Here is a 25,109-nt window from a genome sequence, read left to right as displayed (position 1 = left end):
CCCCTGTCCCGCCATGGTGGTCTGGTCCGGTCGTCTTCCGGAATGGCAATCAAGACGGTTCCGCTCGCAGCGGCAGGGTCGTTTGATACGCTTGTCGTTGTCGGAGGCGAAGGCCACAGGCAGGCCATGAATTGTCCGGAATTACAGGCCTTCATCCGATATCAGGCGACCACGGCGCGGCGGATATGCAGCGTATGTACCGGGGCCTTTCTGCTGGCGGCGGCCGGAATGCTCGATGGACGCCGCGTAACGACACACTGGCAACAGGCTGCAACTCTGAAAGCACTGTTTCCAGAAGTCATGGTTTCGGCCGATGCCATTCATGTCCATGATGGCCCGGTCTGGACGTCTGCTGGCATCAGCGCAGGCATAGATATGGCCCTTGCGCTGGTGACGGAAGACCTCGGGACAGAAGTGGGGCATCGCACGGCCCAGCAGATGGTCGTTTTTTATCACCGTCCCGGAGGACAGTCCCAGTTCTCGGTACTTCTTGAGATGGGAAGCACTCAGGAACGCTTTGCCGAACTGTTGGGATGGATCCGCTCCAACCTGAAACAGCGTCTGACCGTGGATATTCTGGCCAGTCAGGCCGGCATGAGCCCCCGCAATTTTTCTCGCAGTTTCCGGGCAGCGGTGGGAATGAGTCCCGCCAGAGCGGTCGAGAAACTGCGTCTGGAAGCAGCCCGGGAGCGGGTCGAGCGCTCCACCCTCCCCATTGAAGCTATTGCAGTCATGACCGGGTTCCATGATCCCGAACGGATGCGGCGCGCCTTCCTGCGCGAGTTTCACCAACCGCCTCAGGCTGTCCGGCGCAATGCAAACGGTAATCCGGGCTGAAACACCGTTCATGCTGTACATACCCGTACAAAATTCACAATCGCAACATTCCGGACACGAAATTACTCGGCGACGGCCCTAGAAGGAGCAAAAGTAGCGCCACGCCTTGCGCTGCTGCCGCCAAGCCTTTCTGCTCGCATATGCGGCCACCACCTTGCAAATCAATCAGTCCATGGGCTGTTGCGTAGATCAGTCCTGCCAACTCCCGTACGGGGATCGGCGGCAATGTCTCCGCATTCTGCGCATCTCCAACGAGCCCCGCAGCAGCGATAACAGGATTGCTGAACAACTGTCTGTATCGGGCCTGATAGTCTCGCCCATACCTGATGAACGCGTCTGGTGCTGCCCTCAGCCGCTGGATGGATTCTGCATCGCCGACACGCGCTCGTTTACAGAACCAGGACCAGCATTTTGAAGTTCCGCTCCACAATCGCAGCGCATCGCGGTCCTTGAAGTGGCGATACGGGGCATTGCGCGCGACCGACGTCGTATGACATGGCACTCGAACGCACTTCGATCGAATGGCCACTGCTGGACTGGATATACTTTCCTGATGCGCGCGCAAACCCCAGGTCAAAAGCCAACAGGCAAGAGCGTTGCCTGAGAACGCGATGCTGCCCCGGGCTTGAAACAGCCTTTTGGTGAGGCTGGCCCGCATCAACCTCTATACCGGTGCCCACAGGCTCAACCTGGTCTCTACGACCAAACCGGGATCAAAGGCGATTAACTGAATCAATGACCCAGGCAGTTGGTCGCAAAAGTCTTTCCGTAACCATTTACGCTATATTGAGGCGCTCCCATGAGCTGCGCGTCAGCATTTAGTATCAGCACCTGCGGCGTTACGCGGTGGTCGCGGATCAGGGCCGGAACAGCAACCACTGCTGTATGAACCGAGGCCAGAGAAGGCAGGTCGAGAGCCACAGTCTCAATCATCCCTCCATACCGTACGGCCCGGTTCATGCGACATGCTCAACCATAATTAACACATCGTCAGAAACGGCATGGCACCTACTGACCAGCCTAGCCAGCTGGCCGCGATGATACAGTTATCTTAAACGTGCACAGCTTGAGGGGCCATTTTCCACCGAAACGCGCCAGTTTACTGCGGCTTAATCAAGCATAACCACGCATTGCCAAGGTAAAGCCAGGTATGATGGTTATGCTTTACGGAGCAATGGCTTGATATAGTGGCATCACACGCTGAGATGTGAAAACAGTGTCCGATGAGAGAAGTAAAGTTACCTTTATCGAAGCATCAAGTGGCCCCTTGATCGCGCCTCTTTACGAAAATTGTAGCCTCGAGACCCATCTCAGACTGGGGCTTGCTGCACTGAAAGCTGAAGCTGAACAGGAGGTGGTCAGGTTTCGAGCACAGAAACAAGGTCAGTAAGGTCTCGCGGTCCCAAAAGCACCATAATCCACCTTCGCATCGCAGTTTCCCTCCTGAAGAAGACGCTACACGCCTGTAAAGAAAGCGACTGCCCCTATGGCTGTCCCGTCGGCCGTTTAGAACGCGTGAGGCAGATTTTCTGTCAACTGTTCCCAGTTGCCATGCGAGAAGGCCTGCCTGCCGGCCTCATCCAGACCGCAGTTTTCGAGAAAGCGTCGTGCGTCGCCGCCGGGGCGGTATTGATACGGATAGTCGGTGGAAAACAGCAGCCGGTCCCGACCGACGATCCGTGCTGCCTGTTCCAGATAATGCGGCAGGAACATACCGCTGGCCGTGACATACAGGTTACGCCGGAAATATGTCGCTATTGAATGATGGAGCCCGGACACACGATCCATGTTCGCAATACGCTCGGCATAAAACAGGACCAGTTCGCCCCAATGGCCCAGAATAACCTGCAAATCCGGAAAGCGATCGAAATGCCCCCCCAGCACGAGACGCAGAAACTGAATGCCAGCATCGTAATGCCACCCGAGACCAAAACAGGAAAACGCAGCATCCACCTGTGGGCTGAATCCGGAGTAGTAGGCATCCCGGACATCTTGTTGTGGCGCTCTGGGATGAAGCAGAATCGGCGCCTTCAATGCAGCCGCACTCTGGAAGATCGGGAGCAGATCAGTATGGTCCAGATTGCAATGGCCTACCCGCCCACACAGCATCGTTCCCTTGAAGCCGAGCGTCCTGACGCAGCGTTCGAGTTCCAGTGCGGCTTCGTCGGGCATCGCTACGGGCAGCGTTGCCAGCGCCTGAAAGCGATCCGGATGACGAGATACCGCTTCTGCCACGGCATCATTGGCACGGCGCGCCAGATCGACACTGTTGGGTCCAAGATCGTGCAGTGACGGTGTAGTGAGCGAAAGCACCTGAACGTCCAGCCCTGTTTCGTCCATGAGGGACAGTCGTTCTTCGGCGAGATCAGCTAGCCGCTTCTCAAGCGGTCCCCCATGGAACGCAACGCTTGGATCAGCGGCTTCAAGACCGATGGCAGACCAGGCGTCCTTCACTTCGGTGGTCAGGAAATGTTCTTCGATACCAATCAACTTCATGGAATGGTTCCTTTCCACAGGCTGCCATCCCGACGGACATGCCTGTTTTCACGTCATCGAAAATAGGTGTGGAACCAGAGCAGGCGCCAGACGCATGAAGATCAAAGTATCATTGCATGCAACGCTATCTGTCGCCGGTCATTGTCGATAGGCTCAGTGCATGGAAAACCTGGATCTCAACCTTCTGACAGCGCTCGATGTGCTGCTCGACGAGGCCAGCGTGACTGGCGCGGCCCGCCGGCTCGGACTCAGTCCGTCCGCCATGAGTCGCACCCTGACACGGCTGCGCTCGACCACCGGCGATCCGTTACTGGTGCGGGCGGGGCGGCATCTCGTGCCCACGCCCTATGCAGTAAATATCCGCGAGCGGTTCATGTCCTGACCCAGGACGTGCAGGACGTCCTACGCCCTCGACATGGGGAACTGGATCTGAAAGCGCTGGATAGGACATTCACCCTTCGCGCCAATGAAGGCTTTCTGAATATTGTTGCAGCGCCGCTGGTGACAACCATCCTGAAAGAAGCACCACGGGTTCGCCTGCGGTTTGCGCCCAAGCCTGACAAGGACGCGTTGCCATTGCGGGAGGGACAGCTTGATCTGGAGATCGGTGTCCGGGGCACATCTGCGCCCGAAATCCGAAGCCGGCTCCTGTTCCGGGATATGTTCGTCGGCGTGGCACGCGTCGGCCACGTCCTTTTTCTGGACGAGGATATCAGTATCGCGCGCTATGCCGCATGCGGCCATGTCGCGACCTCACGACGCGGAACATTCAGGGGGCCGGTTGATGATGCGTTGGAGCAACTGGGATACCAACGCACCGTTTCGGTCGTCGTGCCGGGCTTTCCCGACGCGCTCGAAATCGTGCGACAATCGGATCTGGTGACGCATGTCCCGCGGTCGTGTCTCGCAGGCTTTTCAAAAGCTGATGCAGCAATATCACGCCTGAGACTGTTCCAGCTTCCCGTTAAAACGCCTGAAATCGCCATTTCCGCCATGTGGCACCCCAGGCTGGACGCTGACCCTGCCCATCGCTGGCTTCGCGACACAGTCCAGACAGTTTGCCGCGAAGTCCTCGCTTGCTGAGGACGGCCACTTTCGGCAGGCTAATCCACGGTTTCGCTTGACGCTGATGGATTTCTCAGCCTGAAAGCGGAGCTTAGCGCTCCCGGGCCATGCTGGCGGGGTTGTGTTCTCATTATTATTCTCGTTCACGATGGACCGGCATGAAGAGGTCTACGCGTTCGTGACATGTTATCTCGGCAGAAAGCTCTTGATCGCTGACATCAAATGCTCCGTTGATGTGGACAAAAATCGAAAGATGCGTGCTGACTGCTGGAGAGAGACAGTCGGTTCTTCGCCTCTCCCCAAAGGCAGCCGAAGAGTATTGCGAGCTTAAGTGACAAAGCTGTTAGGGCGAATGTATTCGTTCACTGTGCTGAGCGTGTCGGTTTAGGCATGTAGCGGCGAAGGACGAATGCGAGGATGCGATCTACAACCCGGTCTGGGAGCATCCGGACGATGCCGATCATGGATGCCTCCCTTCCGATACCGTACCGCGTGCGCGGCTTGCGGACTGTTATGGCCGAAGCGATCACGTGGGCTGCTGCGTCAGCGGTAAGCCCATTTTCGTTCGCCTCGGCTGCCTGAGCAGTAACGGCATGTATCAGGTCGCCGTAGCGCTTGCGCTGTTCCAACGTCATGGTGGCTGCAACTTTGTTGGCTGTGGCGATCGCGCGGCTTGATATTTTCGTCTTGATTGCACCTGGCTCGATCACGATGACGTCGACCCCGAGCGGCAGCATTTCGCGTCGCAAAGAGTCGCTCAACGCCTCTAGGGCGAATTTCGCTCCTCCATAAGGTCCATAAGTCGCCATTGCGATGGTTCCACCGACCGAGCTGATGTTAACTACCCGCCCTTTGCTGCGGATCAAGGCCGGCAAAAGCTTTTGCGTAACCGCGATGTGTCCGAAATAATTAACCTCGAAAAGCTGACGCCAAGCTTCCAGGGGAAAAACCTCGACAGGCGCGTTCGCACCGATAGCGGCATTGTTCACGAGAGCTCTTAACACCCTGCCTGCGGGATCGTTCTGAACCCGATCCGTCAGGGCCTGAACATGATCCTTATTCGTGATGTCCAGGATCAGGGGCTCAATATTCTGGTCGCGTAATGCAGCAGCATCTTCTTCGCGGCGAACGCCGGCCAGGACATGAAATCCTCGACGGGCCATTTCTCGAGCCGTTGCAGCTCCGATGCCGCTTGAGGCCCCTGTGATGACGACCAACTCATTCGTGTCCAATCTGGGCATATTCATATCCTGGCGCTCATAAGTCTCATTCAACTCTCTCCAATGGCTCTGATGGACGAGAGGCAGAGGATCTGCACATGCACGATCTGTAGCTCGCCACGGGCAAGAATCCGGCATATACGGTCAAACGGAGTTATACATCTGCGGGACCGTGCTTTATCAGCGGCTTCCGAAGCGGGCGCGGGCGGCTTCAGTCACGGGCGTGAACAGGCTGATGATTGTGCCCTCGGGGTCACGAAACTGGACCGTGCGGTTACCCCAAGGCAGAAGTTTCGGCTCGATCACAACGTCTACCCTTCCTTTCAGACGCGTGAACTCAGAATCCACATCATCGACCCTAAACTCCAGGACAGCAGTGCGATTTACACCGGGTTCAGCACTCCCTTCCATGAACAGCGCTACTGTCTCAGCACTTCCAATCGCAAGCGTCGCGCCAGGAGTTACGATTTCAGCAAACTGGGGGGAAAGCCATTCAGCAGACTGTCTGGTCACCAGTTCGTAAAAGGCCACCATACTGGTAATATCGGCGGCAATCAGGCGGGTAGAGGCAAACTTCATTGGTCAGTTCCTGTGGAGGTTGTGCTCTCCACCTTTTGGCACAATCATGCTGACAGCATTCTGTCAGCATGATTGTAAAAGCCTTTGCGCAGCACTGATCGTCTCTTTCAGATTATCCAGATCCTGCGCCGCTCATCTCGCCCTGTCACGGCGCGGATGCTGGGCGACGAACTGGAAGTTTCGATCCGTACGGTCTACCGCGACATCGCGCATCTGACGGGACAGCGCATACCCATTTCAGGCGAAGCTGGCGTTGGCTACGTACTGGGGACCGGATATGACATGCCGCCGCTCGCGCTGCTTCCGACTGAACTTGAAGCGATTGTTCTGGGCGCACAGTGGGTAGCGGCCCATGGTGACACAACGCTGTCACGCGCCGCATTGGACGTTCTCTCCAAGGTTTCAGCGATCGTTCCCAAGCCCATGCAGTCGTTTATCAGCGATCCGAGCACACACGCACAGCCGTCTCTGGAGGCATTACAAGACACGGCCGATGCAGCGAGCCTGCGAGCGGCAATCCGTGTCGGGGTTAAGCTGCGCTTGTGTTATCGCGATCAACAGGGGGAGCTAACCGAGCGCATAATATGGCCGGTGGTTCTAGGTTATTCGGATATCACACGCATGTTGATTGCCTGGTGCGAACTGCGACAGGGATTCCGGCATTTCCGTACGGACCGGATACACGCGGTCGAAATTCTGGCTGAGCAGATAGGTGAGCCTCGCCACCGACTGCTCCAGCGGTGGAAGGCCGCACGCGTATCGGAACTTGCGAAGTTTAAGAATGAAGCAGGTTGATCGCTTTGCTACCATATCCTTCATTATATCCGCATTCATTCTTCACAATTCCGGCCGCTCGCCTCAGCGACTGGTTTTCAAATAAGGCGACGAAGCTGATCTTGGAGGCAGAGCCAGTGGCGGCGGGGCGCACGGATACACCGATTACCCACGCGCCAATATCTCTGACTGACAGCCATTCCGACATGGAATGATCAATAGTCCTCCATGCCGTCATCCCTGAAAAAACCAGCGGCCCTAACGTCAGGCATTGCTTCATTTCAAAGGAAATACCAATGTCTCTTCAAACAAAACTCGACGCTTTCAAGGCTGATTTCGAAGCGGGTAACCCGCCTTATAATGTTCCGGCTTCGGTGATTGAGGTCATGCACCGTGCAACCGCTGAACTGATCGCTTCGGGTGCAGCGGAAAATGCGCTCAAAGCCGGTGATCAGGCTCCTTCCTTCACTCTGAACGACCCGGAGGGCAATCCGGTGTCCTCCGAATATCTGTTGTCAAAAGGCCCACTAGTCATCAGTTTCTATCGTGGTGTGTGGTGCCCCTACTGCAACATGGAGCTTCAGGCTCTTGAGGCTGCACTTCCGTCTTTCCGTGAGCTCGGCGCAAGCCTGATTGCCATCTCACCGCAGACGGCCGTGAACAGCCGCAAGTCGGTCCGTCAGAACCATCTCGACTTCCCCATCCTGTCAGATCCGCATAACGACACTGCATCAGAGTTCGGTCTGCGGTTTGCCCTGCCGGACTATCTCGTGGACCTCTACACCAACCTGAAAAACGATCTTCCGTCTTTCAATGCCGATGAGAGCTGGACGTTGCCGATGCCTGGCCGTTTCGTCATCGGGCAGGACGGCGTAATCCTCTATGCCGAGGTCAATCCGGACTATACCCGACGCCCGGAGCCGGAAGACATGCTGCCAGCACTTCGAAAAGCAAAGCGATCGTCAGCCGGTTAAACATCCATGTTCCAGCGTCTGGACATAGCCCTGTCGACTGTATGGGAGCTACGTCCGGGCGCCCTCAGCACGGGAACTCTCCCAGCATTGAATTCAAGGAAAGCGGCACATGATCCATTTCTATTACGGTCCCGGTCCGAACCCGGCGAAAATTGCGCTATTTCTGGCTGAAACGGACATGGCTTTCGAAGCCATACCGGTCGATACCTATCGTGGTGCCCAGCATAATGCCGCGTTTCGGGCCATCAATCCCAATGGCAAGGTTCCTGCTCTCATAGACACGGATGGTCCACAGGGCAGTCCCGCAGTCCTGTTCGATTCCACGGCCATCCTTCTCTATCTGGCCGAGAAAACAGGAGAGTTCCTCGGAACGGCGCAGGATCGCCCCCAGCTTTTGTCCTGGCTGATGTTTGTTGCAACGGGTCTTGGCCCCTTCTCAGGACAGGCTGTGCATTTCCAGCATGCCGCACCGGAAGGTCTGGACTATGCGGTCCATCGATACCGTCGTGAAGTGGAGCGGCATTATCAGGTCCTGAACGATCACCTGGAGGGGCGATCTTTCATTGTCGGCGACCGTTATACGATTGTGGATATGTCAGCATGGGGCTGGCTGGACCGGGCAGCACGGGTCATGAAAGGTAAAGACGAGCCACTTGAACGCTGGCCCAATCTTACCCGTTTTATGGACATGATGAACGCTCGTCCAACAGTCGAGCGTGCCCATGCCATCATGAACGGGCACGCATTCAAGACCGTCATGGATCAAGACGCGCGTCAGGCCATGTATCCGACCAGTTTCTCCCCGGTGTCAAAAGGAACAATCTCATGAGCGGACCCTCCGATTATACACCCCCCAAAGTCTGGACATGGACGGCACCAAGTGGCGGTAAATTTGCCAGTACGAACCGCCCGACTGCCGGCGCCACCCACGAGCAGACCCTGCCCGTTGGCCGACACCCTCTCCAGCTCTATTCCCTTGGCACACCCAATGGCGTCAAAGTCACGATCCTGCTTGAGGAACTGCTTGCTGCCGGTCATACGCAGGCCGAATATGACGCATGGCTTATTCGTATTGGCGAAGGGGACCAGTTTGGCTCCGGCTTTACGGAGATCAATCCGAATTCCAAAATTCCGGCCCTGGTCGATCATAGCGGCAATCAGCCTCTGGCCGTTTTTGAATCCGGGTCAATCCTGCTGTATCTCGCGGAAAAATTCGGTGCCTTCATTCCCAAAAATATCGTCCATCGGACAGAGTGCCTGAACTGGCTTTTCTGGCAGGTTGGCAGTGCACCTTATCTCGGCGGCGGATTTGGGCATTTCTATGCTTATGCGCCAGAGAAAATCGAATACGCAATCAATCGGTTTGCCATGGAAGCCAAGCGACAACTGGATGTCCTTGATCGGCGTCTCGCGGAAAGCCCTTTCATCGCTGGCGAAGACTATACAATTGCCGATATGGCCATTTTCCCGTGGTATGGTGGCCTGGTAGAGGGTTGGCTCTATAATGATGCTGCCACATTCCTGAGCGTTCAGGATTATCCCCATCTCAGGGCATGGGCGGACCGACTTCTGGAACGACCTGCCGTTCAGCGTGGTCGTATGGTCAACCGGACATCCGGAGATCTCTCAAGCCAGCTTCATGAACGTCACGACGCTTCCGATTTCGAGACAAAAACGCAGGATCGTCTCGGCAGCAAGACATAGATCATCGACGTCCGGTTTCTTTCACGCATTTCCGAAACCGGACATGCCGCTTCCCTCTAATTCGACTGTCTGCTCAAGAGAACCAGAACAGACAGGCGGCAACTGCCTCATGCCAGACATGAGCATACCGATTGGAATGCCCAGAAGCGGACGTTTGCAGAGAGTTTGGCTGGCAGACATTGAGAGCCTGCACAACGATCTCGCCTAACTCCTGATCGCTGGCATTGATCGAGGCATGAAAGACCTTCCCGGCACTATCATTCTCTTTTCGTAACAGGCAAGCTTATGCTCCCCTGATCTCGAAGGCCTAGGCGAATGACGGTCATTGGGTCCTGGCTGTCCGCATGCCCACACTGTCGGGTATCGGCCGCATGCCGGGTCAGGTTCAAGTAAGGCTGTGCGCCTATGCTCGTGGGCCAAGATACGGAACCGAATACCGATAAGGATGCACGCCGCATGTTGCCACCCCGCCTTGATGGCCGTGACGCTAGCGTCGATCGGGGGGCAGCCGCGCCGCCTTCCTCTAAAGGGACTCCCGTCAGGGCAGACGCCGGGTCGGCAGATAAATTCGCCTTGATGATGAAGCAGGAGGCGCCCCTCTCTACGAGGGAGAAAATCGCGCGAACCGAACAGCAGAACCTGCACCAGACGCTGGCTTCCGTCTCGGCAATGGTGCAACGGGAAACCACGAAGAGGACGCCGACGCTTTCGTTCCTCAACCCCGAATGGTCGGCGACGCAGCGCACGGCGGCGATAAACAGCGCCTTGTCCGGAAAGATGCACGACGTCGATGCTGGACAGACTTACGACAAGCTTACTCATGGGCAGATGCCACAGCATCGCGCGCAAGTTCTGAATTACTTCGGCACGATGCCGAAAATCGATTTGCAGAAACATACCGATCTCGATACGGCCGCCCCTGTCTTCGGTGCCTACACACGGGAGAAGTATGAGAATGTGACGGGTATTGCGAACAAATTTACCAAATACGACCGTACCACCAAACTGAATCGTCCAATGCAGCCTCATGAAATCGCCGACGGTGTGGCGAGCCTCAATTCTTTGAAGCAGCACTGGCACAGCATGCCCGCCTTCGAAGGAACAACTGTTCATCGTGTGGTCCACGCCGGCACCGGGGAGGACGCGCTACACGCGGGCGCGAGCTTGACCAAGCACAACCCGACCAGCACGTCGGTGGCAACCGATCTTAGTCGTCTCGGGCCGGACAAGGTCGCCGAGAAGATCAGGATCGTCAGGGACAAAGATGCGATCCTCCCGGTCGATACGCGGCCAGTCAGCACTTATACCCATGAAGGCGAGATCCTGCTGCCGCCGGGTACGCGGTTCAGCAAGATCAAGGACAGCGAGAACGGCGCGGCGGCCGAGTTCGAGGCCCACCTGCCCACACGCTTCGCGCCGACTATTTCGGGACCGAAGCCCAGTCGGACGCCCTAGATGTTCAGAGCGGTTTCTGCGCGAACTGAAACGCAAGGGATTCCCAACCTGACGGTGATATGATTCAAGATGACGGCCGAAATAGAGGTCGGCGCTGGATGTCATCACGTACGCTGTCTCTGGATCTACGTGCCGCCTGGCCGATGATGGCCACCATGTCGCAGTCGGCACGCTGTGACGCTTTATCGCCCGCCGCCAGATTACATGAAAAAAAGTCCGCTCACGCCCTCATCTCGGGCATACAGGAAACTCGCGGCATTTCCTGAAAGCAGTCACCCGTCGTCGGTCATGACATTACTGCTCATCGACAAATGTTCCGACTACGAACAGCCATACAGCGCAGCCACGACCACAATATCGGGAAGAATTTTCTCAGCCTGTTACCAGTTTATGACAAATGCCCTCAAGCTGGCTGTTCGCACTCAGATAGCCTGGCCGCCGGAGACCTCGATCCGTTGTGCATTAACCCAGCGATTGTCCTCGGACAGCAGCGAGGCGATCATCGGGCCGATATCATCCGGCACTCCAGGGCGCCCAAGTGCGGTTGCTTCCGCGATGTGCCGGGCCACGTCCGGATTGTCCCGCACTACACCGCCTGAAAAATCCGTCTGGATGGCGCCGGGTGCAACTGTATTGACGGCAATACGGCGTGGGCCGAGTTCCTTTGCCATGTAACGTGTCATGACTTCCACTGCCCCTTTCATAGAGGCGTAGGCGATCCGGCCAGGGTAAGAGAAACGGGTCAGCCCGGAAGAGATGTTCACGATCCGGCCGCCATCCGCGATCAATGGCAGTAGCGCCTGCGTTAGAAAGAACGGGCCTTTCACGTGAACACGATAAGCTGCGTCGAGATCTTCCTCCGTCACCTCGCCGAACAGACCGCTATGTGACGTCCCTGCCATGTTGATGAGGTAGTCGAAACGCTCAGCCCCCCAGTCGCCCAGCACACGTTGAATTTCATTGGCAAAGGGCGGAAAGGTATGAGTATCGCCAGTATCGAGTTGCAAGGCCACAGCGCGTGCTCCGCTGCGTTCTACGCTGGCGACAACCGCGTCAGCAGCAACCCTGTTGGCGTGATAGGTGAAGATCGATGAAACACCGCGTCGTGCAAGCGCCTCGACCGTCGAACGCCCGAGGCCTCGGCTTCCACCTGTGACGAGGGCAATTGTTTTGACTTCAGGCATGGGACTCTCCGTTTGGTGGGAACCCCATATTGCTCATCCCATCGCCCGTTCGATAAGATCATCCTTTCCGAAAGCATTGTTTTGCATCATGGAACAATCCCATGGACAGGCTTGCCACGCTCGATCTTTTTATCCGCATTGTTGATCGCGGCAGCTTCAGTGCTGCGGCAGCCGCCTGTGGTGTTTCACGACCTGTCGCGACCGCTGCGATCAAGGCGCTGGAGAGCAGGCTTGGCACCCGATTGCTACAACGTTCGACCCGGCACGTCCGGCCTACGGTGGAAGGAACCGCCTATTATCGGCGCTGCATCGCGATCCTGGCCGATCTCGAGGACGCGGATCGTGAAGCGGCTGGAACTGTTTCCGGCATTTTACGCGTGGACGTCGTCGGCTACCTCGCGCGCACCATCCTGCTGCCGGCGCTGCCCGAGTTTTTCATGCGGCATCCTGCCCTGACCGTCCATCTCGGAGAGGGCGAACGGTTTGTCGATCTGGTCCGGGAGGGTGTGGATTGCGTCGTGCGGGCCGGCCCTCTTGCTGACAGCGACATGGTGGCCCGCCCCCTGGGGGTGATGGAAGAAATCACAGTGGCCAGTCCGGACTATCTGGCGCGGCATGGAATGCCCACGACACCGGAGGACCTTCAAGGCCATCAGATGATCGGTTTCGTATCGTCGCGCACCGGCCAGCCCCTGCCGCTGGAGTTCACGCGCGGAGACGAAGTGATCGAAATCATACTGCCGACGCAACTCCTGGTCAGTGGCGCTGAAACCAGTGCCGCGGCCGCGCGGCAAGGCTTTGGCCTCGTGCAGGCCCCACGTTACCGCTTCATTGATGATCTTGAGAATGGCAGGTTGATTGAGGTTTTGACCGATTTTCCACCGACACCCACGCCGCTCTCGGTGCTCTACCCGAGCAACAGGCAACTTTCTCCGCGTGTGCGTGTCTTCGTCGACTGGTTGGTGGAAATTATCGGCTCCGGGCTCCTTCCGAGCGCGTGAGGTCTGCCGCGAGAAGCCCGGCATCGACAAAATCAAACCTGATGTCGTCGACCACCGCTTTCCGGAAGGATCAGCCGTCTGTTGATCGGGTTAATTCTTCCCAATCCGCAATTTCCTTTTCCAGACGAGAAAGACGGTCACGCACCAGTTGCAGAGCATCGTTCCCCAAAAGGAGTTGAGGTGGAGGCGTGTCCGACGCAACCAACTGAAGCACTGCCGCGGCGAGTTTCGCCGGATTGCCCAATTGTCTGCCGTTCTTCTCGTGTCGAGCAGCCCGGATCGGCTCGAACAGAGTATCATAGTCTCCGATCGAGCGCTCAGTCCTCACCATCGAACGCCCGGCCCAGTCTGTGCGGAATGATCCGGGGCACAGTGCGGTGACATGAACGCCGAAGGGCGCCATTTCCGTGCGCATGACCTCCGAAATGCCCTGCAAAGCGAATTTGCTACCACAGTAAGACGCCAAACCCGGCATGGTGATCAGACCACCCATTGATGTCACGTTCACAATAAACCCGCGACGACGTTCGCGAAAGTGGGGCAGGAAGGCTTTGGCGACGGCAACAGCTCCGAAGACATTCACGTCGAACTGGTGGCGCATTTCCTCTAAAGGGGATTCTTCCAGAATACCTTCATGGCCATACCCGGCATTGTTGATGAGTACGTCAACCGGACCGTGATCTTCTTCTGCCTGTGCGACGATGGCGGGAATACGGTCGAACTCGGTGACGTCACACAGGACGATGCAAACATCCGGCAATTGCCCCAGTAACGACGCTCTTGCGGTTTGCGAACGGACTGTACCAATCACCCGATGACCTGCTCCAAGGGCAGCCTGTGCGATGGCCAACCCGAAGCCTGAATTGGCGCCTGTGATGAAAAAAGTCTGCTTTGTCATGGCCCTGCTCTGTTTGATTGCATTCATGCCTTGACCAATAATATTGAAATGATGCGCTATCTATTGCGGTTCCTCTGATATTCTTGCCTGATTCTATGATCCCTCATTCCACACCTTCTTCTCTCCCTGTTCTAGCCGCCGCACTCGCACCGCGAACTGGTTACAACGCCACGCTTTTGCCCGGTATCCGCATCCTGCGTTCCGAGACCGTCCTTGAAGATGTGCCAGTCCTTTATCGCCCTGGTGCAGTCTTTGTATTGCAAGGGGCCAAACAAGGTTTCCTCAATAGCGAGGTCTACCGCTATGACGCCGACCATTATCTTGCAGTTTCGGTTCCCGTACCTTTTCGGATGGCGTCGCAGGCCAGTTCCGACCAACCTCTGCTGGCCATCTACTTTGATTTTGACCTGCGTCTGGCCGCTGAAATTGTGAGAGCCCTGGAGGGACACGTTGGTCATGACGGGGGAGTGCGAGCAAAAAGCATGGTTTCAAGTCGGATGATGCCTTCCATTGCGGACGTGCTTCAGCGTCTGCTTCACGCTCTCCACCATCAGAAGGAACTTGCCATTCTTGGTCCGGGGCTACTCCGGGAATTGCATTATCGTGTCCTGATAGGTCCACAGGGGAACGCCCTGATGGCAGCGCTGCGTGGCAACGACACGACAGACAGGATCGTACACAGCCTGGCACTGATCCGCGAACGCTATAATGCCAGATTATCGGTACCAGAACTGGCTGCCGAGGCCGGTATGAGCGTTCCTTCCTATCACGCCGACTTCAAGACCCTCACTGGAACAACTCCAATTCAATACATCAAGGCTTTGCGGCTACACGAAGCCCGGTTGATGGTTGCACAGCGTAAGAGTTCGATGGCCATGATTGCTGCCGAAGTTGGCTATGCCAGCCCCGCCCAGTTCAGTCGGGACTTCAAACGCCACTTTCATCGCACCCCAAGCGAGGAGGCTAAATGGATGCAAGAACATCTGGGAGAACCGACACAGGCTCGGCGCCAAAATCTAGCACCCGAGATCGGCTGACTGTACACTGGCTCTTAGGCGGCGTGGACGAATTCTGGACCGGGCACCAGAATAAAAAAGACTGTTGTGGGCAATGAAAATTCCGAATTTCCAGAGCCCGCTTCATGCTCCGCTGAAATTGCGACTGGAACACGGATAGGGCTCAACCCCATCCATTCGTTCCAGCAACTCACGGTTTTCACGCCCCAGGCCGAGAGCAGCCCTCTCTCCCGCCTGAAACGCATAGCCGAAAAATATTCAAATCCTGTACCCCATCCTCCGATAGAGCCCGTTAATTACCGAAACACTGCGTCTCGCCTCGGCCAGATCCGGCGTTTCGTCCGTATTGTCGTAACCGAACCCCATATCGTCACCCAGCCATTGGACAACGATGCCATCTCTTCGGGAAACGACATAAACATTCTCGAAACTCATGCTGCACAGCGCCTCCGGCTGGGGAATAAGCCATGCAATCTGTCCGCGCACGGGAACAATGCTGGTGTCATTCCAAAGTGCCCGCGCACCATACCCGGTACAGTTGATGAAAACCGGCTCCGGAAGAGCCGTCAGTTCCGACGGGTGATGAAGGGTCAGGACCTTGACCCTGCCGCCCCGCTCCAGAAACTGCCGCATCAGGTAATCCGAATAACTGGCCACATTGAAAATCAGATTGGGCTTTTTGTGTACTTCCGAATAGGGAAGCCGACTGTCGTCCACCCGGATCAGGTCTCCCTGCGGGTCGATGTCCCGGATACGCTCGTCCAGTCTGGCAAAACCGATGGGATCGGCATGCGGGGCCGCGGGTTCACGGGAATGCAGTCCATAGAACGTATCCCATTCCACCGGATTTCCCGGCAGCCCCTGGAGGCTCTGGTAACAGGAGAACGAATACCGGGCCATGGTCTCCCAACGTTTGGCAAATTCCGGCGTAACGGCGTCTGCGCTGGCAATACGGGAGGAAGGCGTCCAGCTCCCGGACGCCCGTGAAGAACGCACGAACGGCGGCAGAGCCTCGGTATAGATCGTAACCTGCGCGCCAGCCTGCTGGGCGACGATGGCCGTCGTCAGCCCGATCGCGCCACATCCGATCACCCCGATATTGCGACTGACAGGCAACGCCCGCTCCACAGCCAGCTTCGCGCTCCCCCACGACAGCGACCAGCCGCTTCCCCCATGCCCGTAATTATGGACGACCGTCTTGTGTCCCACATGATCGACCTCCAGACGTGGCCCGGCAGCCCTGAACGGACGCAGACAAACCGTAATCCGGTCGATCCTGTCCGTCCGCGCCCGGATCACCGGAATGGAACGGACGTCAGCATCCAGATCAGGGTTGAAAAGAGGTCTGGTCGCGCAGGCGGAGAGGCTGGAAAGGCCGACAACGGACGCGCCTCCTGCCATGACATGCCGACGGGAAAGAAGAGGCATCGTAAAACCTTCCGGCTGGGACAGGGAGTTCATGAGGCAATGAGCATCAGGGAAGCCGGATGGAAATGGAATTCTCAAAAAACCCGCAAAGCATAGCCTCAGGTTATGGGCTTTGCTGAAGAATGCCCCCAGCCACATCTCCTTTTGCAAAAGAAACGTAAAAAGGGTTTCATTCATCCGGAAGGTTCCGGATGCCCCATCTGGTGCCGCCGCGAAACATTCAGAAACCCCGCCTTCAGAACAAGGACCGCCAATGCGCCTGCGCCAGATCGAAGTTTTTTATGCGATCATGACGACGGGTTCGCTGCGACGTGCCGCGGAACTGCTGCATGTCTCACAACCGGCCGCCAGCAAGGTCCTGCGCTACGCCGAGCAGTCGCTGGGATTTGCCCTGTTCGAGCGGGCGGGAGGGCGGCTTGTTCCGACGCGGGAAGCCCGCATCATGCTGCCGCATGTCAACGCCATTTTCGAAAAACTGTCCGATCTCAAGCGCCTGACCAACAATCTGCGCTATGCGCGCGACGGACACTCGATCAGCATCGGATGCGTCCCAAGTCTGGGCCTGAGCCTCGTGCCACGCGTGGTGCAGCGTTACCGCAAGGATCATCCCGGCATGGAACTGACGATTGATGCCATGCACGGCACCGAAATCGTCTCACGCATCATGAACCATGACCTCGATCTCGGGATCGTCTTCGGCGACTACACATTCGAAGGGATGACGGCGCTGCATCTTGCGGACATCCCGCTGATGATGATCGACGGCGAGGACGGCGAAGGCCCCGTCAGCGTCACCGACATCAATCCCGAGCGCTATATCGGCTTGAGCGAAAACGATCCCACGGCCCGCATGCTCGACATGCTGCTCGAAGAAGCCGGCGTCCCGGCCAAAACCCATGTGCGGGTCCGGACCCATTTCATGGCCGCCGAACTCGTGCGCCTCGGGGGAGGATGCGCCATCGTGGATGCCGTAACGGCCCTGCACCATCCGGGACTGGCCCCCCCCCGCCCCCTCTCTCCGCCCCTGAGCGTCAGCTGTACCGTCCTGTTCCGGGCCGATCATGCCCTGTCACATATTTCGCAGGACATCCTCGCCCTGCTCCGCAGCGAACTGGACGTCGATCTGCGCGCCCTGAAAAAATGACGGACGCCGCTTAACCCGGAGTTAAGGGCACCCCGCATCTTAAGGCAGGACAGGCGCAGCATTTCATGCTCTGAATCGGGCATCTTTCGTCACGGCTTCCGCCTGGTCCGGAGCCGGAAAACCGCACCCAGAGCCGTCCATGATCCAGCCTCTCCGACAGTCCCTCATGCGCGCCATCCCGGCAGCGCTCCTTCTTTGCACGGCATACGCCACCCACGCCGCAACGCTACCGGCGGGATTGACCGAGCAGGTCATCACCAACACGGTGGAACGCGCCCGCTCGGCCTTTAATGTGCCTGGAATTGCAGTGGCCGTGGTGCAGGACGGCGAAGTCGTGTTCAGCCGCGGCTATGGACGACGCACCCAGGACAGCGCGAGCGCACCGGTCGACAGCCGCACGATGTTTGCCATCGGCTCCAACACCAAGGAATTCACCGCAACCGCACTGGCGCAACTGGTGGATCAGGGCAGACTGGGGTGGAATGACCGCGTGATCGACCATATGCCGGAATTCCGCGTGGCCGACCCCGCCATCACGCGGGACTTCCGCGTCTCGGACCTGCTGACGCATCACAGCGGCATGGGACAGGGCGCAGGAGACCTGATGCTGTTTTCACACAGCACTTTCACCCGCCCGGAAATTCTGGCGGGCCTGCCCTTCATGCCCTTCACGGCCCCTTTTCGCAGCACATACGCCTACAACAATCTTCTGTACGTCGTGGCCGGAGCTCTGGTGGAACGCATGACAGGACAGAGCTGGGAAGAGGTCGTCCAGAAGCAGTTGATTGATGCCGCGGACCTTCCCGCCTGTCAGAGCACACCGCCCGTCAAAGGGCAGACGAACGTGGCCATCGGCGAAGGCGAAAGCACCGCCCTGCCGGACCGCAGCGCCCTGCGCCCCCCCGGCGTGGCCCCGGCAGGCGGCATCTGGTGCAGCGCCGATGGCGTGACGCGCTGGGCCCAGACCTATCTCAATGGCGGCCGCGCCCCGAACGGTCGGCAGGTCTTCAGTCAGGCCAGCCGCGATGCGCTCTGGGCACCACACGGCCTGCTGCCGCTGCCCGACACGGCAGAAGCCACACAGACCCATTTCCGCGCCTATGGTTACGGCTGGTTCATGGAGGATTTCTTCGGCCTCAAACGCGTCTGGCACACGGGCACCATCAGCGGCATGGTCAGCTATGTGACGTTCCTGCCAGAACGGAAATCAGCCATTATCGTTCTGACCAACCATTACAGTCACGCGGCCCCTTTCGCCATCGCGACGGAACTCAGCGCCTATGTGGCGAACGGCAAAAGTGTGGACTGGGTCACGTATTTCCAGAACGCACAAAATGCCAAAGAGGCGGCCGACAGGAAAAAAGCCGCCGAAACCGGCCCCGGCTCGCCCGCCCGGCCTTTCATCACCCTCTCGCATGAGGCGCAGCAGGATTATGTCGGAACCTATCGCGACGACTGGCGCGGCCCGATCACGATCAGCCGCCGGGGAAAGGATCTGCGGATGTCTTTCAGCCATGCCGATGGCCTGACCGGAACGCTCTCCGCCCTGCCACATGATCTGTTCACTGTCCGCTGGGATGACCGTGCGCAGGACGCTGACGACGATTCCTATGTCCAGTTCGAACGCGACCTGTCCGGTCAGGTGAGCGGTCTGAAAATGCAGGTCATCGGCTCCGATTTCAGCTTCGATGCACAGGATCTGCACCCGAAAAAAATTCATCCCTCTCCGGAAGCGCCCAAACCCTGACTGCCTGTTCCCATTGCAAAACAACGCCTTAACCGCAGGTTATGGGAGGATGGCCTCTTTGCATTGGCCCGACCGGTTTGGGAAATGTAGGTTTTGGTCATGATAACGGCGCAGGAGACCGCAGCATCTCCCCGCGCCCAGCCTCTGGACGCTCAGGATTTTTATGGCCGGCAAACGGACCATCACCATCATCGGCGGAGGCGTTATCGGCCTGACAGCCGCCTACGCCCTCGTCCGGGAAGGACATGACGTCACCCTGATCGAACGCCGCGAGGACGTCGGGCAGGAAGCCAGCTTCGCGAATGGCGGTCAGCTCAGCTACCGCTATGTCAGCCCGCTGGCCGATGCCGGGATCGCGCGAGACGCCCTGGGCTGGCTTTTCCGCCCCAACTCCCCGATTTCCCTGAGACTGAAAGCCGATCCGTCCCAGTGGCGGTGGCTGCTCGCGTTCCTGTGCGCCTGCAACCGGCAGACAAACCGTCGCAATGCCGCTGTCCTGCTTGATCTGGCCCTCAGCGGACAGGCGGAACTTCAGACCTATCGCGAGGAAGGCTTACGGGACTTCCTTTGGCGGCGTCCGGGCAAGCTCGTCCTGTACCGCAACGCCGCCACCTTCCGCAAAGCCGCGAAATCCATCAGCGATCCGGAACGCCAGCGCGCCCTCTCCCCTTCCGAATGCACCGATATCGAACCGGCCTTCGCAGGTCTGCGCGGACAGATTGCAGGCGGCATTTTCTCGCCTGAAGACGAAGTCGGAGACTGCTTCCTGTTCTGCGAAGCCCTGCGCGAAGCCCTCGCAGCGGCGCCGAACTTCCGTCTCATCCACGGCAACGCCGCGCTCACGGCCGGTTCGAAAAACCGCTGCGCCGTCCTGCTTGATGGCAAGCCATTCGAGACCGATCTCGTCGTTCTCGCAGCCGGGATCGCCTCCCGCAAACTGGCCCGTCCCTTAGGGATCGACCTGCCGCTTTACGGCCTGAAAGGCTATAGCCTGAGCACACGCCCGCGCCCCGGCCTCGTCCCTTCGGTCAGCGTAACGGATTACGATAACCGCGTGGTCTATGCCGGGCTAGGCGACCGTCTGCGGGTTGCCGCGATGGTCGATATCGGCGCGCAGGACACACGCCTGAACCCCAAACGTCTCGGCGAACTCCGCGCGCTCGTGAACGAAACGCTTCCGGGCGCGCTGGGCCAAGGCCCAGAGGGTCAGGGCGACGATACGCCCTGGGCCGGACTGCGCCCCGCCACCCCCACCGGCGTTCCGATCATCGGCCGCACACGGTATGACAATCTTCTGCTCAATGTCGGGCAGGGCGCCCTTGGCTTCACACTTTCGGTCGGCTCGGCCCTGAGACTGAAAGAGATCGTGGCCGGGTGCAATTCCCGCGCCATCAGTTGAAAAAGGAACAGGCTCTTATGCAGGCCACCCGCCGCACGGTTCTTTTTGGCGGCGTCGCCGCCACCCTGTCCGCGCCGGGACGCAAAGCCCGTGCCGCAGCGCCTCTTCAGGGGCTGGCAGGCCTCGGCCAGCCGGTCGAAATTCTGGAAGACCGCTGGGGCGTCCTCCATGTCCGCGCCCAGAGCATCCCCGACGCCTATTTTGCAGACGGCTATCTCATCGCCCGCGATCGCCTGTGGGAGCTGGATTTCGGCCACCGCCAGTCTCTGGGGCGTCTGGCGGAAGTGTTCGGCCCGGCCTTCGTGCCTTCCGACACCGCCAACCGGCTGGTGCTGTTCCGCGGTGATGCCGAGGGCGAACTCGCGGCCTTTCCTCAACTGACCCAGGACTGCGCCCGCGCCTATGTCGCCGGGATCAATGCGCGCATCGTGGAAGTCAGCGCAACACCCGGCCTGCTGCCTCCGGAATTCGGCATTTTCGCCACCACACCCCTGCACTGGGATGTGCTGGACCTGATCCGCATCCGCGCCGAAGTTACCGGCAACACCCGCACCGAAATCCGCCGCGCCCGACTGGCCGCTCGTGGAGCACTGGCTTACGACGCCCTCATCACGCCGCTGGAACCCGTCCATGACCTGCGGGTGCCGGACGGTCTGGACACAGCCGCCATCAGCGAAACCGATCTCGGACTGTTCGGCGTGCTTCAGGCTCCCCTGCCCCGCCACGACATCCGCGCCGCAGCCGATGACGGCACGCGACGACGAAACGAGGGCAGCAATGCCTGGGTCATCGCCCCCTCCCGCACCGCAACCGGCCGTCCCATTCTGGCCAACGACCCGCATCTGTCCTTCGGCGTGCCCGGCCCGCGTCACGTCATCCATCTGACGGCGCCGGGGCTGGATGTCATCGGTGGCGGCGGCGCGGGCATGCCCGGCGTCATGCAGGGCCATAACGCGACGATCGCCTTCGGACGGACGAATTTCCATATTGATCAGGAAGACCTGTTCATTCTGCGCACCAACCCCGCCGATCCGCTGCTTTATGCCCATCAGGGCGGCTGGAAACGCATGGAACAGGTCGAGACGCGGATTGCAGTCCGTGGCGAGGCCGAGCGCGTGGTGAGCCTGTTCTATTCCGTGCACGGGCCGGTCGTCTCGCGCGATCCGGCACGCAACCGCGCCACGGCAGTCTCCGCCACCTGGCTCGCCCCCGGTGCGAACGGCCTTCTGGCGAATATCGGGATCAATCTGGCCCATGACTGGCCCAGCTTCCGCGAAGCCCTGCGCGTCCATACCAGCCCGACCAATTTCACCTATGCCGATACCAGCGGCAATATCGGCTGGCAAGCCGCAGGCGGTCTGCCGCGTCGTGCGCCGGGACATGACGGGCTGATGCCCGCACCGGGAGACGGGCGGTATGACTGGCAGGGCCTTCAGCCGCTCGAAGCCCTGCCCAGCAGCTTCAATCCCGCACGCGGCTGGTTCGGAACATCCAATGAGATGAACCTGCCCCCCGACTATCCGGTCGAGGAACGGCGCGTCAGTTTCGAATGGCGCGACGGCTTCCGACACGAGCGCGTGGCCCAGATGCTGGATGCCACACCGCATGCGACCCTTGCGGACAGTGTAGCCCTGCAACACGACACACTCTCCGTGCTGGCCCTGCAAATGGTCCGGCTCCTGCCCGACGTCCCGCCCGATCTCGCCGCAGAGGCCGCATTGCTCAAAGCATGGAACGGCCGCGTCGATGCGTCGAGTGCGGCGGCCGCGCTGTATGAAGTCTGGTGGACGCGCCTGGAACGCGCCCTGCATGCCCTCATCATCCCACCCGCTCTGCACGATCTCCTTCCGGGCCCCGTGAACGCCACGGTTCAGCTCTCCCTGTTCCAGTCTCCCGATGCCCGCTTTGGCGCAGATCCGGTGAGCGCGCGGAACAGGATGCTCGTCGAACAGTTCCGGGAAGCCGTTCAGGAGTTGCGGAAGCGCCTCGGCCCGCTCCCCGCCGCATGGCGCTGGGGGGCACTCCATACTATCACGCTGCGTCATCCGCTCGCTTCCGTCCCGGCCATCGCGGCGGCTTTCCCCACGGTCGGCGGCCCCTCCGCCCAGAGCGGCGGCGACCCCTATACCGTCATGGCCCGCTGGTACAGTCCCCAGACCGGGGGTGCCGACGCCTATGCCACGACCGGAGGCGCCAGCTATCTGATGGTGTGTGACGTCGGCCACTGGGACCGCTCGCTGTATCTCAACTTCCCCGGGCAGTCCGCTGATCCGAAATCGCCGCATTACGCCGATTTCCTGCCCGTCTGGCTGCGCGGCGTCATGCAGCCTTTGTCCTTCAGTCCCCACAGTGTCGATGCCGCCGCGGTCCGCCGCATCACGCTGCGGCCTGAGGCCCAGCCATGACCATCCGGAGCCTCACACTCGCCGCCATCGCCGTCCTGTCATCCGCAGCACACGCCCAGACACACGCCCAGTCCGCCACCGAAACCACACACGCGCTGGATCGCATCCTGACACAGGGCGAAGTCCGTCCGCTGGCCGCCATCGCCGCCGTCCGCCTGCGGCACGGTCGCGTCGCCTACAGCTATTACGGCGGATTTGCACGACGCACCCCGGACGGAACGGTTCCCGTCGGACCACAGACCCTCTTTCGCATCGCCTCAATCTCGAAAGTCATCACGACCATCGGGCTGATGGAACTGGTCGAGCAGGGCAAGATCGACCTCGATCACGATGCCTCAGACTATCTGGGCTTCCGGCTCCGTAACCCGGATTTCCCCCAGGCACCCATCACGGTGCGGATGCTGCTCAACCACACTTCCAGCATCCGCGACGCCGACAGTTACACGCTCCCTCCTGACCAGAAAATCAGCACGTTCTTCGACACCACCCGCAAACCCGGCGACCCCGGCTACCATTTCGCTCACCGCGACGGGCACGCGCCGGGCACATGGTTCAGCTACTGCAATCTCTGCTACGGCCTCGTCGGCACGATCATGGAACGTGTCAGCGGCGAACGCTTCGACCGCTACCAGCAGACGCATGTGCTGGCCCCCCTCGGGATCGACGGCGGTTATAACCGCACGGCCCTGCCCCATCCCGAACGCCTCGCCACGCTCTACAGCCACCAGCCCAACGGATGGGAGGCAGAAACCGACACCCAGCCCCTGACCCCAAGCTGGAGCGCCGCCTCCCTCGCCCCCTACACGCTCGGAACCAACGGCACGCTGTTCTCCCCCCAGAGCGGCCTGCGTATTTCCATGGAAGGGCTGACCCGGCTGGCCCGCTTCATGCTCGGCCACGGCACGCTGGACGGCAAGACTCTGCTTTCGGCCCACAGCATCGCCCTGATGCAGACGCCCACCTGGCAGTATGACAGAAAGAACGGCGACTGCCCCTACCCGATCGCCAGCTATGGCCTGAGCATGGCGCGCCTGACCGGAGCGCGGGATTCTTCGGGCCGCAAAACCCGGCCCTATAAAGGCTATTCCGGCGATCTGGCCGGCCATCTCGGGGATGCCTATTCGCTGCATTCGGGCTTCTGGTACGACCCCGCAACCGGCGACGGCTTCCTGTTCGCCGCAGACGGCTTCCCCGACGCCGGGCAGGAACGTCCGGGCACCTATTCATCATTCACCCGCGTCGAGGAAGAGATCTTCACAGCCCTCGCCGGAGCCGGGAAAGACATTCCATGACCCTTCGCCTGTCCCTCTTCGCCGCCTCGGCGCTCCTCGCCACCACAGTCTCTGGCGCAGTCTCCGGCGCAAACGCCGCCCCCACGCAGGACAAAACCCAACTGGGTGCCCTTCTGGCCATGCCCTATGCCAACGGCCTGACCGGCGCTGCGAAATCGGCGCGTCTGGCCTGGGTCGAACGTCGGGACGGCATCCGCAACATCCTGATCTCGGACGGAGGCGCTGCCCCCCGCCGGGTCACGGCCTATACGCAGGATGACGGGACCGATCTGTGGGGCCTCGCTCTCAGCCCGGACGGGCGGACACTGGCCTTCGTCGAAGGCGGCGATGCGGAATATCCCAACGACCACGCCCCCAATGCGGGCAACGCGGCCATCCCGGGCAAGGAAACCGTGCGTGTCCTCCTGCCCGATGGCCGGACCACCACCGCCGGAGAAGGACACAGCCCCGTCTTTTCCCCGGACGGACGCCTGCTGGCCTTCATGCGCGGC

At 59.4% G+C, this 25,109-nt stretch carries 22 protein-coding genes and 1 pseudogene; 16 read left to right on the top strand and 7 right to left on the bottom strand.

Annotation, left to right across the window (positions count from 1 at the left end):
• Positions 1-837: GlxA family transcriptional regulator (locus GAL01_RS14495; protein ID WP_099253364.1), on the top strand; the 837-nt coding region annotated here is incomplete at its 5' end.
• A gap of 732 nt (positions 838-1,569) precedes the next feature.
• Here GAL01_RS14495 and GAL01_RS14490 read toward each other — a convergent pair.
• Positions 1,570-1,770: a hypothetical protein gene (locus tag GAL01_RS14490; protein ID WP_062027598.1), complete on the bottom strand. Its 201-nt coding sequence runs from the start codon at positions 1,768-1,770 to the stop codon at positions 1,570-1,572.
• 573 nt (positions 1,771-2,343) lie between these two features.
• Complete coding sequence (locus tag GAL01_RS14485) at positions 2,344-3,333, bottom strand: amidohydrolase family protein (RefSeq protein ID WP_062027601.1); 990 nt, start codon at positions 3,331-3,333, stop codon at positions 2,344-2,346.
• A gap of 160 nt (positions 3,334-3,493) precedes the next feature.
• Here GAL01_RS14485 and GAL01_RS16190 point away from each other — a divergent pair, with 160 nt between their 5' ends.
• Together GAL01_RS16190 and GAL01_RS14480 are read left to right on the top strand one after the other, a co-directional pair.
• Positions 3,494-3,715 (top strand): LysR family transcriptional regulator, encoded by a 222-nt coding sequence (locus tag GAL01_RS16190; protein ID WP_306417706.1) that lies wholly within the window; start codon positions 3,494-3,496, stop codon positions 3,713-3,715.
• A gap of 8 nt (positions 3,716-3,723) precedes the next feature.
• Positions 3,724-4,416 (top strand): LysR substrate-binding domain-containing protein, encoded by a 693-nt coding sequence (locus tag GAL01_RS14480; protein ID WP_306417707.1) that lies wholly within the window; start codon positions 3,724-3,726, stop codon positions 4,414-4,416.
• Between the two features lie 344 nt (positions 4,417-4,760).
• On the opposite strand, the gene GAL01_RS14475 is transcribed toward GAL01_RS14480, so the two are convergent.
• Positions 4,761-5,639, bottom strand: coding sequence for an SDR family oxidoreductase (locus GAL01_RS14475; protein WP_062027604.1), 879 nt, complete (start codon positions 5,637-5,639; stop codon positions 4,761-4,763).
• Positions 5,640-5,798: 159 nt separating this feature from the next.
• On the bottom strand, positions 5,799-6,197 hold the full coding sequence (locus tag GAL01_RS14470; protein ID WP_062027606.1) for a VOC family protein: 399 nt from the start codon (positions 6,195-6,197) through the stop codon (positions 5,799-5,801).
• 84 nt (positions 6,198-6,281) lie between these two features.
• Between GAL01_RS14470 and GAL01_RS14465 the strand changes: the two genes are divergently transcribed.
• The 5 genes from GAL01_RS14465 to GAL01_RS14445 all read left to right on the top strand — a co-directional run bounded on the left by GAL01_RS14465 (position 6,282) and on the right by GAL01_RS14445 (position 11,104).
• A complete protein-coding gene (locus GAL01_RS14465; protein WP_062027608.1) occupies positions 6,282-6,992 on the top strand; it encodes a helix-turn-helix transcriptional regulator in 711 nt (236 codons plus the stop codon).
• Positions 6,993-7,267: 275 nt separating this feature from the next.
• Complete coding sequence (locus tag GAL01_RS14460) at positions 7,268-7,945, top strand: peroxiredoxin-like family protein (RefSeq protein ID WP_062027610.1); 678 nt, start codon at positions 7,268-7,270, stop codon at positions 7,943-7,945.
• Positions 7,946-8,054: 109 nt separating this feature from the next.
• Positions 8,055-8,774 carry a glutathione S-transferase family protein gene (locus GAL01_RS14455; protein ID WP_062027612.1) on the top strand — a complete coding sequence of 240 codons (720 nt, stop codon included), beginning with the start codon at positions 8,055-8,057 and terminating at the stop codon, positions 8,772-8,774.
• Positions 8,771-9,649, top strand: coding sequence for a glutathione-dependent disulfide-bond oxidoreductase (yghU, locus tag GAL01_RS14450; RefSeq protein WP_062027614.1), 879 nt, complete (start codon positions 8,771-8,773; stop codon positions 9,647-9,649). Before GAL01_RS14455 ends, yghU begins: the two co-directional genes overlap by 4 nt.
• 456 nt (positions 9,650-10,105) lie before the next feature.
• Complete coding sequence (locus GAL01_RS14445) at positions 10,106-11,104, top strand: hypothetical protein (protein WP_062027616.1); 999 nt, start codon at positions 10,106-10,108, stop codon at positions 11,102-11,104.
• A gap of 422 nt (positions 11,105-11,526) precedes the next feature.
• Here GAL01_RS14445 and GAL01_RS14440 read toward each other — a convergent pair whose 3' ends face one another.
• Entirely contained in the window at positions 11,527-12,288 is a 762-nt protein-coding gene (locus tag GAL01_RS14440; RefSeq protein ID WP_062027618.1) for an SDR family NAD(P)-dependent oxidoreductase, read from the bottom strand.
• Positions 12,289-12,389: 101 nt separating this feature from the next.
• Here GAL01_RS14440 and GAL01_RS14435 point away from each other — a divergent pair, with 101 nt between their 5' ends.
• The gene (locus GAL01_RS14435) at positions 12,390-13,289 is read left to right on the top strand and encodes a LysR family transcriptional regulator (RefSeq protein WP_062027620.1); all 900 of its coding nucleotides are present in this window, start codon (positions 12,390-12,392) and stop codon (positions 13,287-13,289) included.
• 70 nt (positions 13,290-13,359) lie between these two features.
• Here the strand turns inward: GAL01_RS14435 and GAL01_RS14430 are convergent, their stop codons facing one another.
• On the bottom strand, positions 13,360-14,187 hold the full coding sequence (locus tag GAL01_RS14430; RefSeq protein WP_062027622.1) for an oxidoreductase: 828 nt from the start codon (positions 14,185-14,187) through the stop codon (positions 13,360-13,362).
• An 83-nt stretch (positions 14,188-14,270) separates the two neighbouring features.
• Here GAL01_RS14430 and GAL01_RS14425 point away from each other — a divergent pair, with 83 nt between their 5' ends.
• Entirely contained in the window at positions 14,271-15,224 is a 954-nt protein-coding gene (locus GAL01_RS14425) for an AraC family transcriptional regulator (RefSeq protein WP_231865218.1), read from the top strand.
• Positions 15,225-15,461: 237 nt separating this feature from the next.
• Here the strand turns inward: GAL01_RS14425 and GAL01_RS14420 are convergent, their stop codons facing one another.
• Complete coding sequence (locus tag GAL01_RS14420; RefSeq protein WP_062027629.1) at positions 15,462-16,631, bottom strand: FAD-dependent oxidoreductase; 1,170 nt, start codon at positions 16,629-16,631, stop codon at positions 15,462-15,464.
• A 253-nt stretch (positions 16,632-16,884) separates the two neighbouring features.
• Here GAL01_RS14420 and GAL01_RS14415 point away from each other — a divergent pair, with 253 nt between their 5' ends.
• From GAL01_RS14415 to GAL01_RS14390, 6 genes and pseudogenes are all read left to right on the top strand, one after another.
• Entirely contained in the window at positions 16,885-17,775 is an 891-nt protein-coding gene (locus GAL01_RS14415) for a LysR family transcriptional regulator (RefSeq protein WP_099253362.1), read from the top strand.
• Between the two features lie 139 nt (positions 17,776-17,914).
• Entirely contained in the window at positions 17,915-19,522 is a 1,608-nt protein-coding gene (locus GAL01_RS14410; protein WP_062026967.1) for a serine hydrolase, read from the top strand.
• Between the two features lie 163 nt (positions 19,523-19,685).
• Positions 19,686-20,921, top strand: coding sequence for an FAD-dependent oxidoreductase (locus tag GAL01_RS14405; RefSeq protein ID WP_099253360.1), 1,236 nt, complete (start codon positions 19,686-19,688; stop codon positions 20,919-20,921).
• Positions 20,922-20,938: 17 nt separating this feature from the next.
• On the top strand, positions 20,939-23,326 hold the full coding sequence (locus GAL01_RS14400) for a penicillin acylase family protein (RefSeq protein ID WP_062031593.1): 2,388 nt from the start codon (positions 20,939-20,941) through the stop codon (positions 23,324-23,326).
• Positions 23,323-24,618 (top strand): serine hydrolase domain-containing protein, encoded by a 1,296-nt coding sequence (locus GAL01_RS14395; protein WP_062031596.1) that lies wholly within the window; start codon positions 23,323-23,325, stop codon positions 24,616-24,618. The genes GAL01_RS14400 and GAL01_RS14395 overlap by 4 nt, the downstream gene beginning before the upstream one ends.
• Positions 24,615-25,109 (top strand): annotated as a pseudogene (locus GAL01_RS14390) (PD40 domain-containing protein); the annotation flags it as partial. The gene GAL01_RS14395 and the pseudogene GAL01_RS14390, both read left to right, overlap by 4 nt.

The sequence above is a fragment of the Gluconobacter albidus genome, from assembly GCF_002723915.1.
Lineage (GTDB): Bacteria > Pseudomonadota > Alphaproteobacteria > Acetobacterales > Acetobacteraceae > Gluconobacter > Gluconobacter albidus.
This window is presented reverse-complemented; position numbering and strand designations above follow the sequence as displayed.

Excerpts from the sequence above, each read along its gene's own strand:
- GAL01_RS14490 (WP_062027598.1), bottom strand. The coding sequence starts at position 1,770 with ATGATTGAGACTGTGGCTCTCGACCTGCCTTCTCTGGCCTCGGTTCAT.
- GAL01_RS14485 (WP_062027601.1), bottom strand. The coding sequence starts at position 3,333 with ATGAAGTTGATTGGTATCGAAGAACATTTCCTGACCACCGAAGTGAAG.
- GAL01_RS16190 (WP_306417706.1), top strand. The coding sequence starts at position 3,494 with ATGGAAAACCTGGATCTCAACCTTCTGACAGCGCTCGATGTGCTGCTC.
- GAL01_RS14475 (WP_062027604.1), bottom strand. The coding sequence starts at position 5,639 with ATGCCCAGATTGGACACGAATGAGTTGGTCGTCATCACAGGGGCCTCA.
- GAL01_RS14470 (WP_062027606.1), bottom strand. The coding sequence starts at position 6,197 with ATGAAGTTTGCCTCTACCCGCCTGATTGCCGCCGATATTACCAGTATG.
- GAL01_RS14460 (WP_062027610.1), top strand. The coding sequence starts at position 7,268 with ATGTCTCTTCAAACAAAACTCGACGCTTTCAAGGCTGATTTCGAAGCG.
- GAL01_RS14455 (WP_062027612.1), top strand. The coding sequence starts at position 8,055 with ATGATCCATTTCTATTACGGTCCCGGTCCGAACCCGGCGAAAATTGCG.
- yghU (WP_062027614.1), top strand. The coding sequence starts at position 8,771 with ATGAGCGGACCCTCCGATTATACACCCCCCAAAGTCTGGACATGGACG.
- GAL01_RS14445 (WP_062027616.1), top strand. The coding sequence starts at position 10,106 with ATGTTGCCACCCCGCCTTGATGGCCGTGACGCTAGCGTCGATCGGGGG.
- GAL01_RS14440 (WP_062027618.1), bottom strand. The coding sequence starts at position 12,288 with ATGCCTGAAGTCAAAACAATTGCCCTCGTCACAGGTGGAAGCCGAGGC.
- GAL01_RS14435 (WP_062027620.1), top strand. The coding sequence starts at position 12,390 with ATGGACAGGCTTGCCACGCTCGATCTTTTTATCCGCATTGTTGATCGC.
- GAL01_RS14430 (WP_062027622.1), bottom strand. The coding sequence starts at position 14,187 with ATGACAAAGCAGACTTTTTTCATCACAGGCGCCAATTCAGGCTTCGGG.
- GAL01_RS14420 (WP_062027629.1), bottom strand. The coding sequence starts at position 16,631 with ATGCCTCTTCTTTCCCGTCGGCATGTCATGGCAGGAGGCGCGTCCGTT.
- GAL01_RS14415 (WP_099253362.1), top strand. The coding sequence starts at position 16,885 with ATGCGCCTGCGCCAGATCGAAGTTTTTTATGCGATCATGACGACGGGT.
- GAL01_RS14410 (WP_062026967.1), top strand. The coding sequence starts at position 17,915 with ATGATCCAGCCTCTCCGACAGTCCCTCATGCGCGCCATCCCGGCAGCG.
- GAL01_RS14405 (WP_099253360.1), top strand. The coding sequence starts at position 19,686 with ATGGCCGGCAAACGGACCATCACCATCATCGGCGGAGGCGTTATCGGC.
- GAL01_RS14400 (WP_062031593.1), top strand. The coding sequence starts at position 20,939 with ATGCAGGCCACCCGCCGCACGGTTCTTTTTGGCGGCGTCGCCGCCACC.
- GAL01_RS14395 (WP_062031596.1), top strand. The coding sequence starts at position 23,323 with ATGACCATCCGGAGCCTCACACTCGCCGCCATCGCCGTCCTGTCATCC.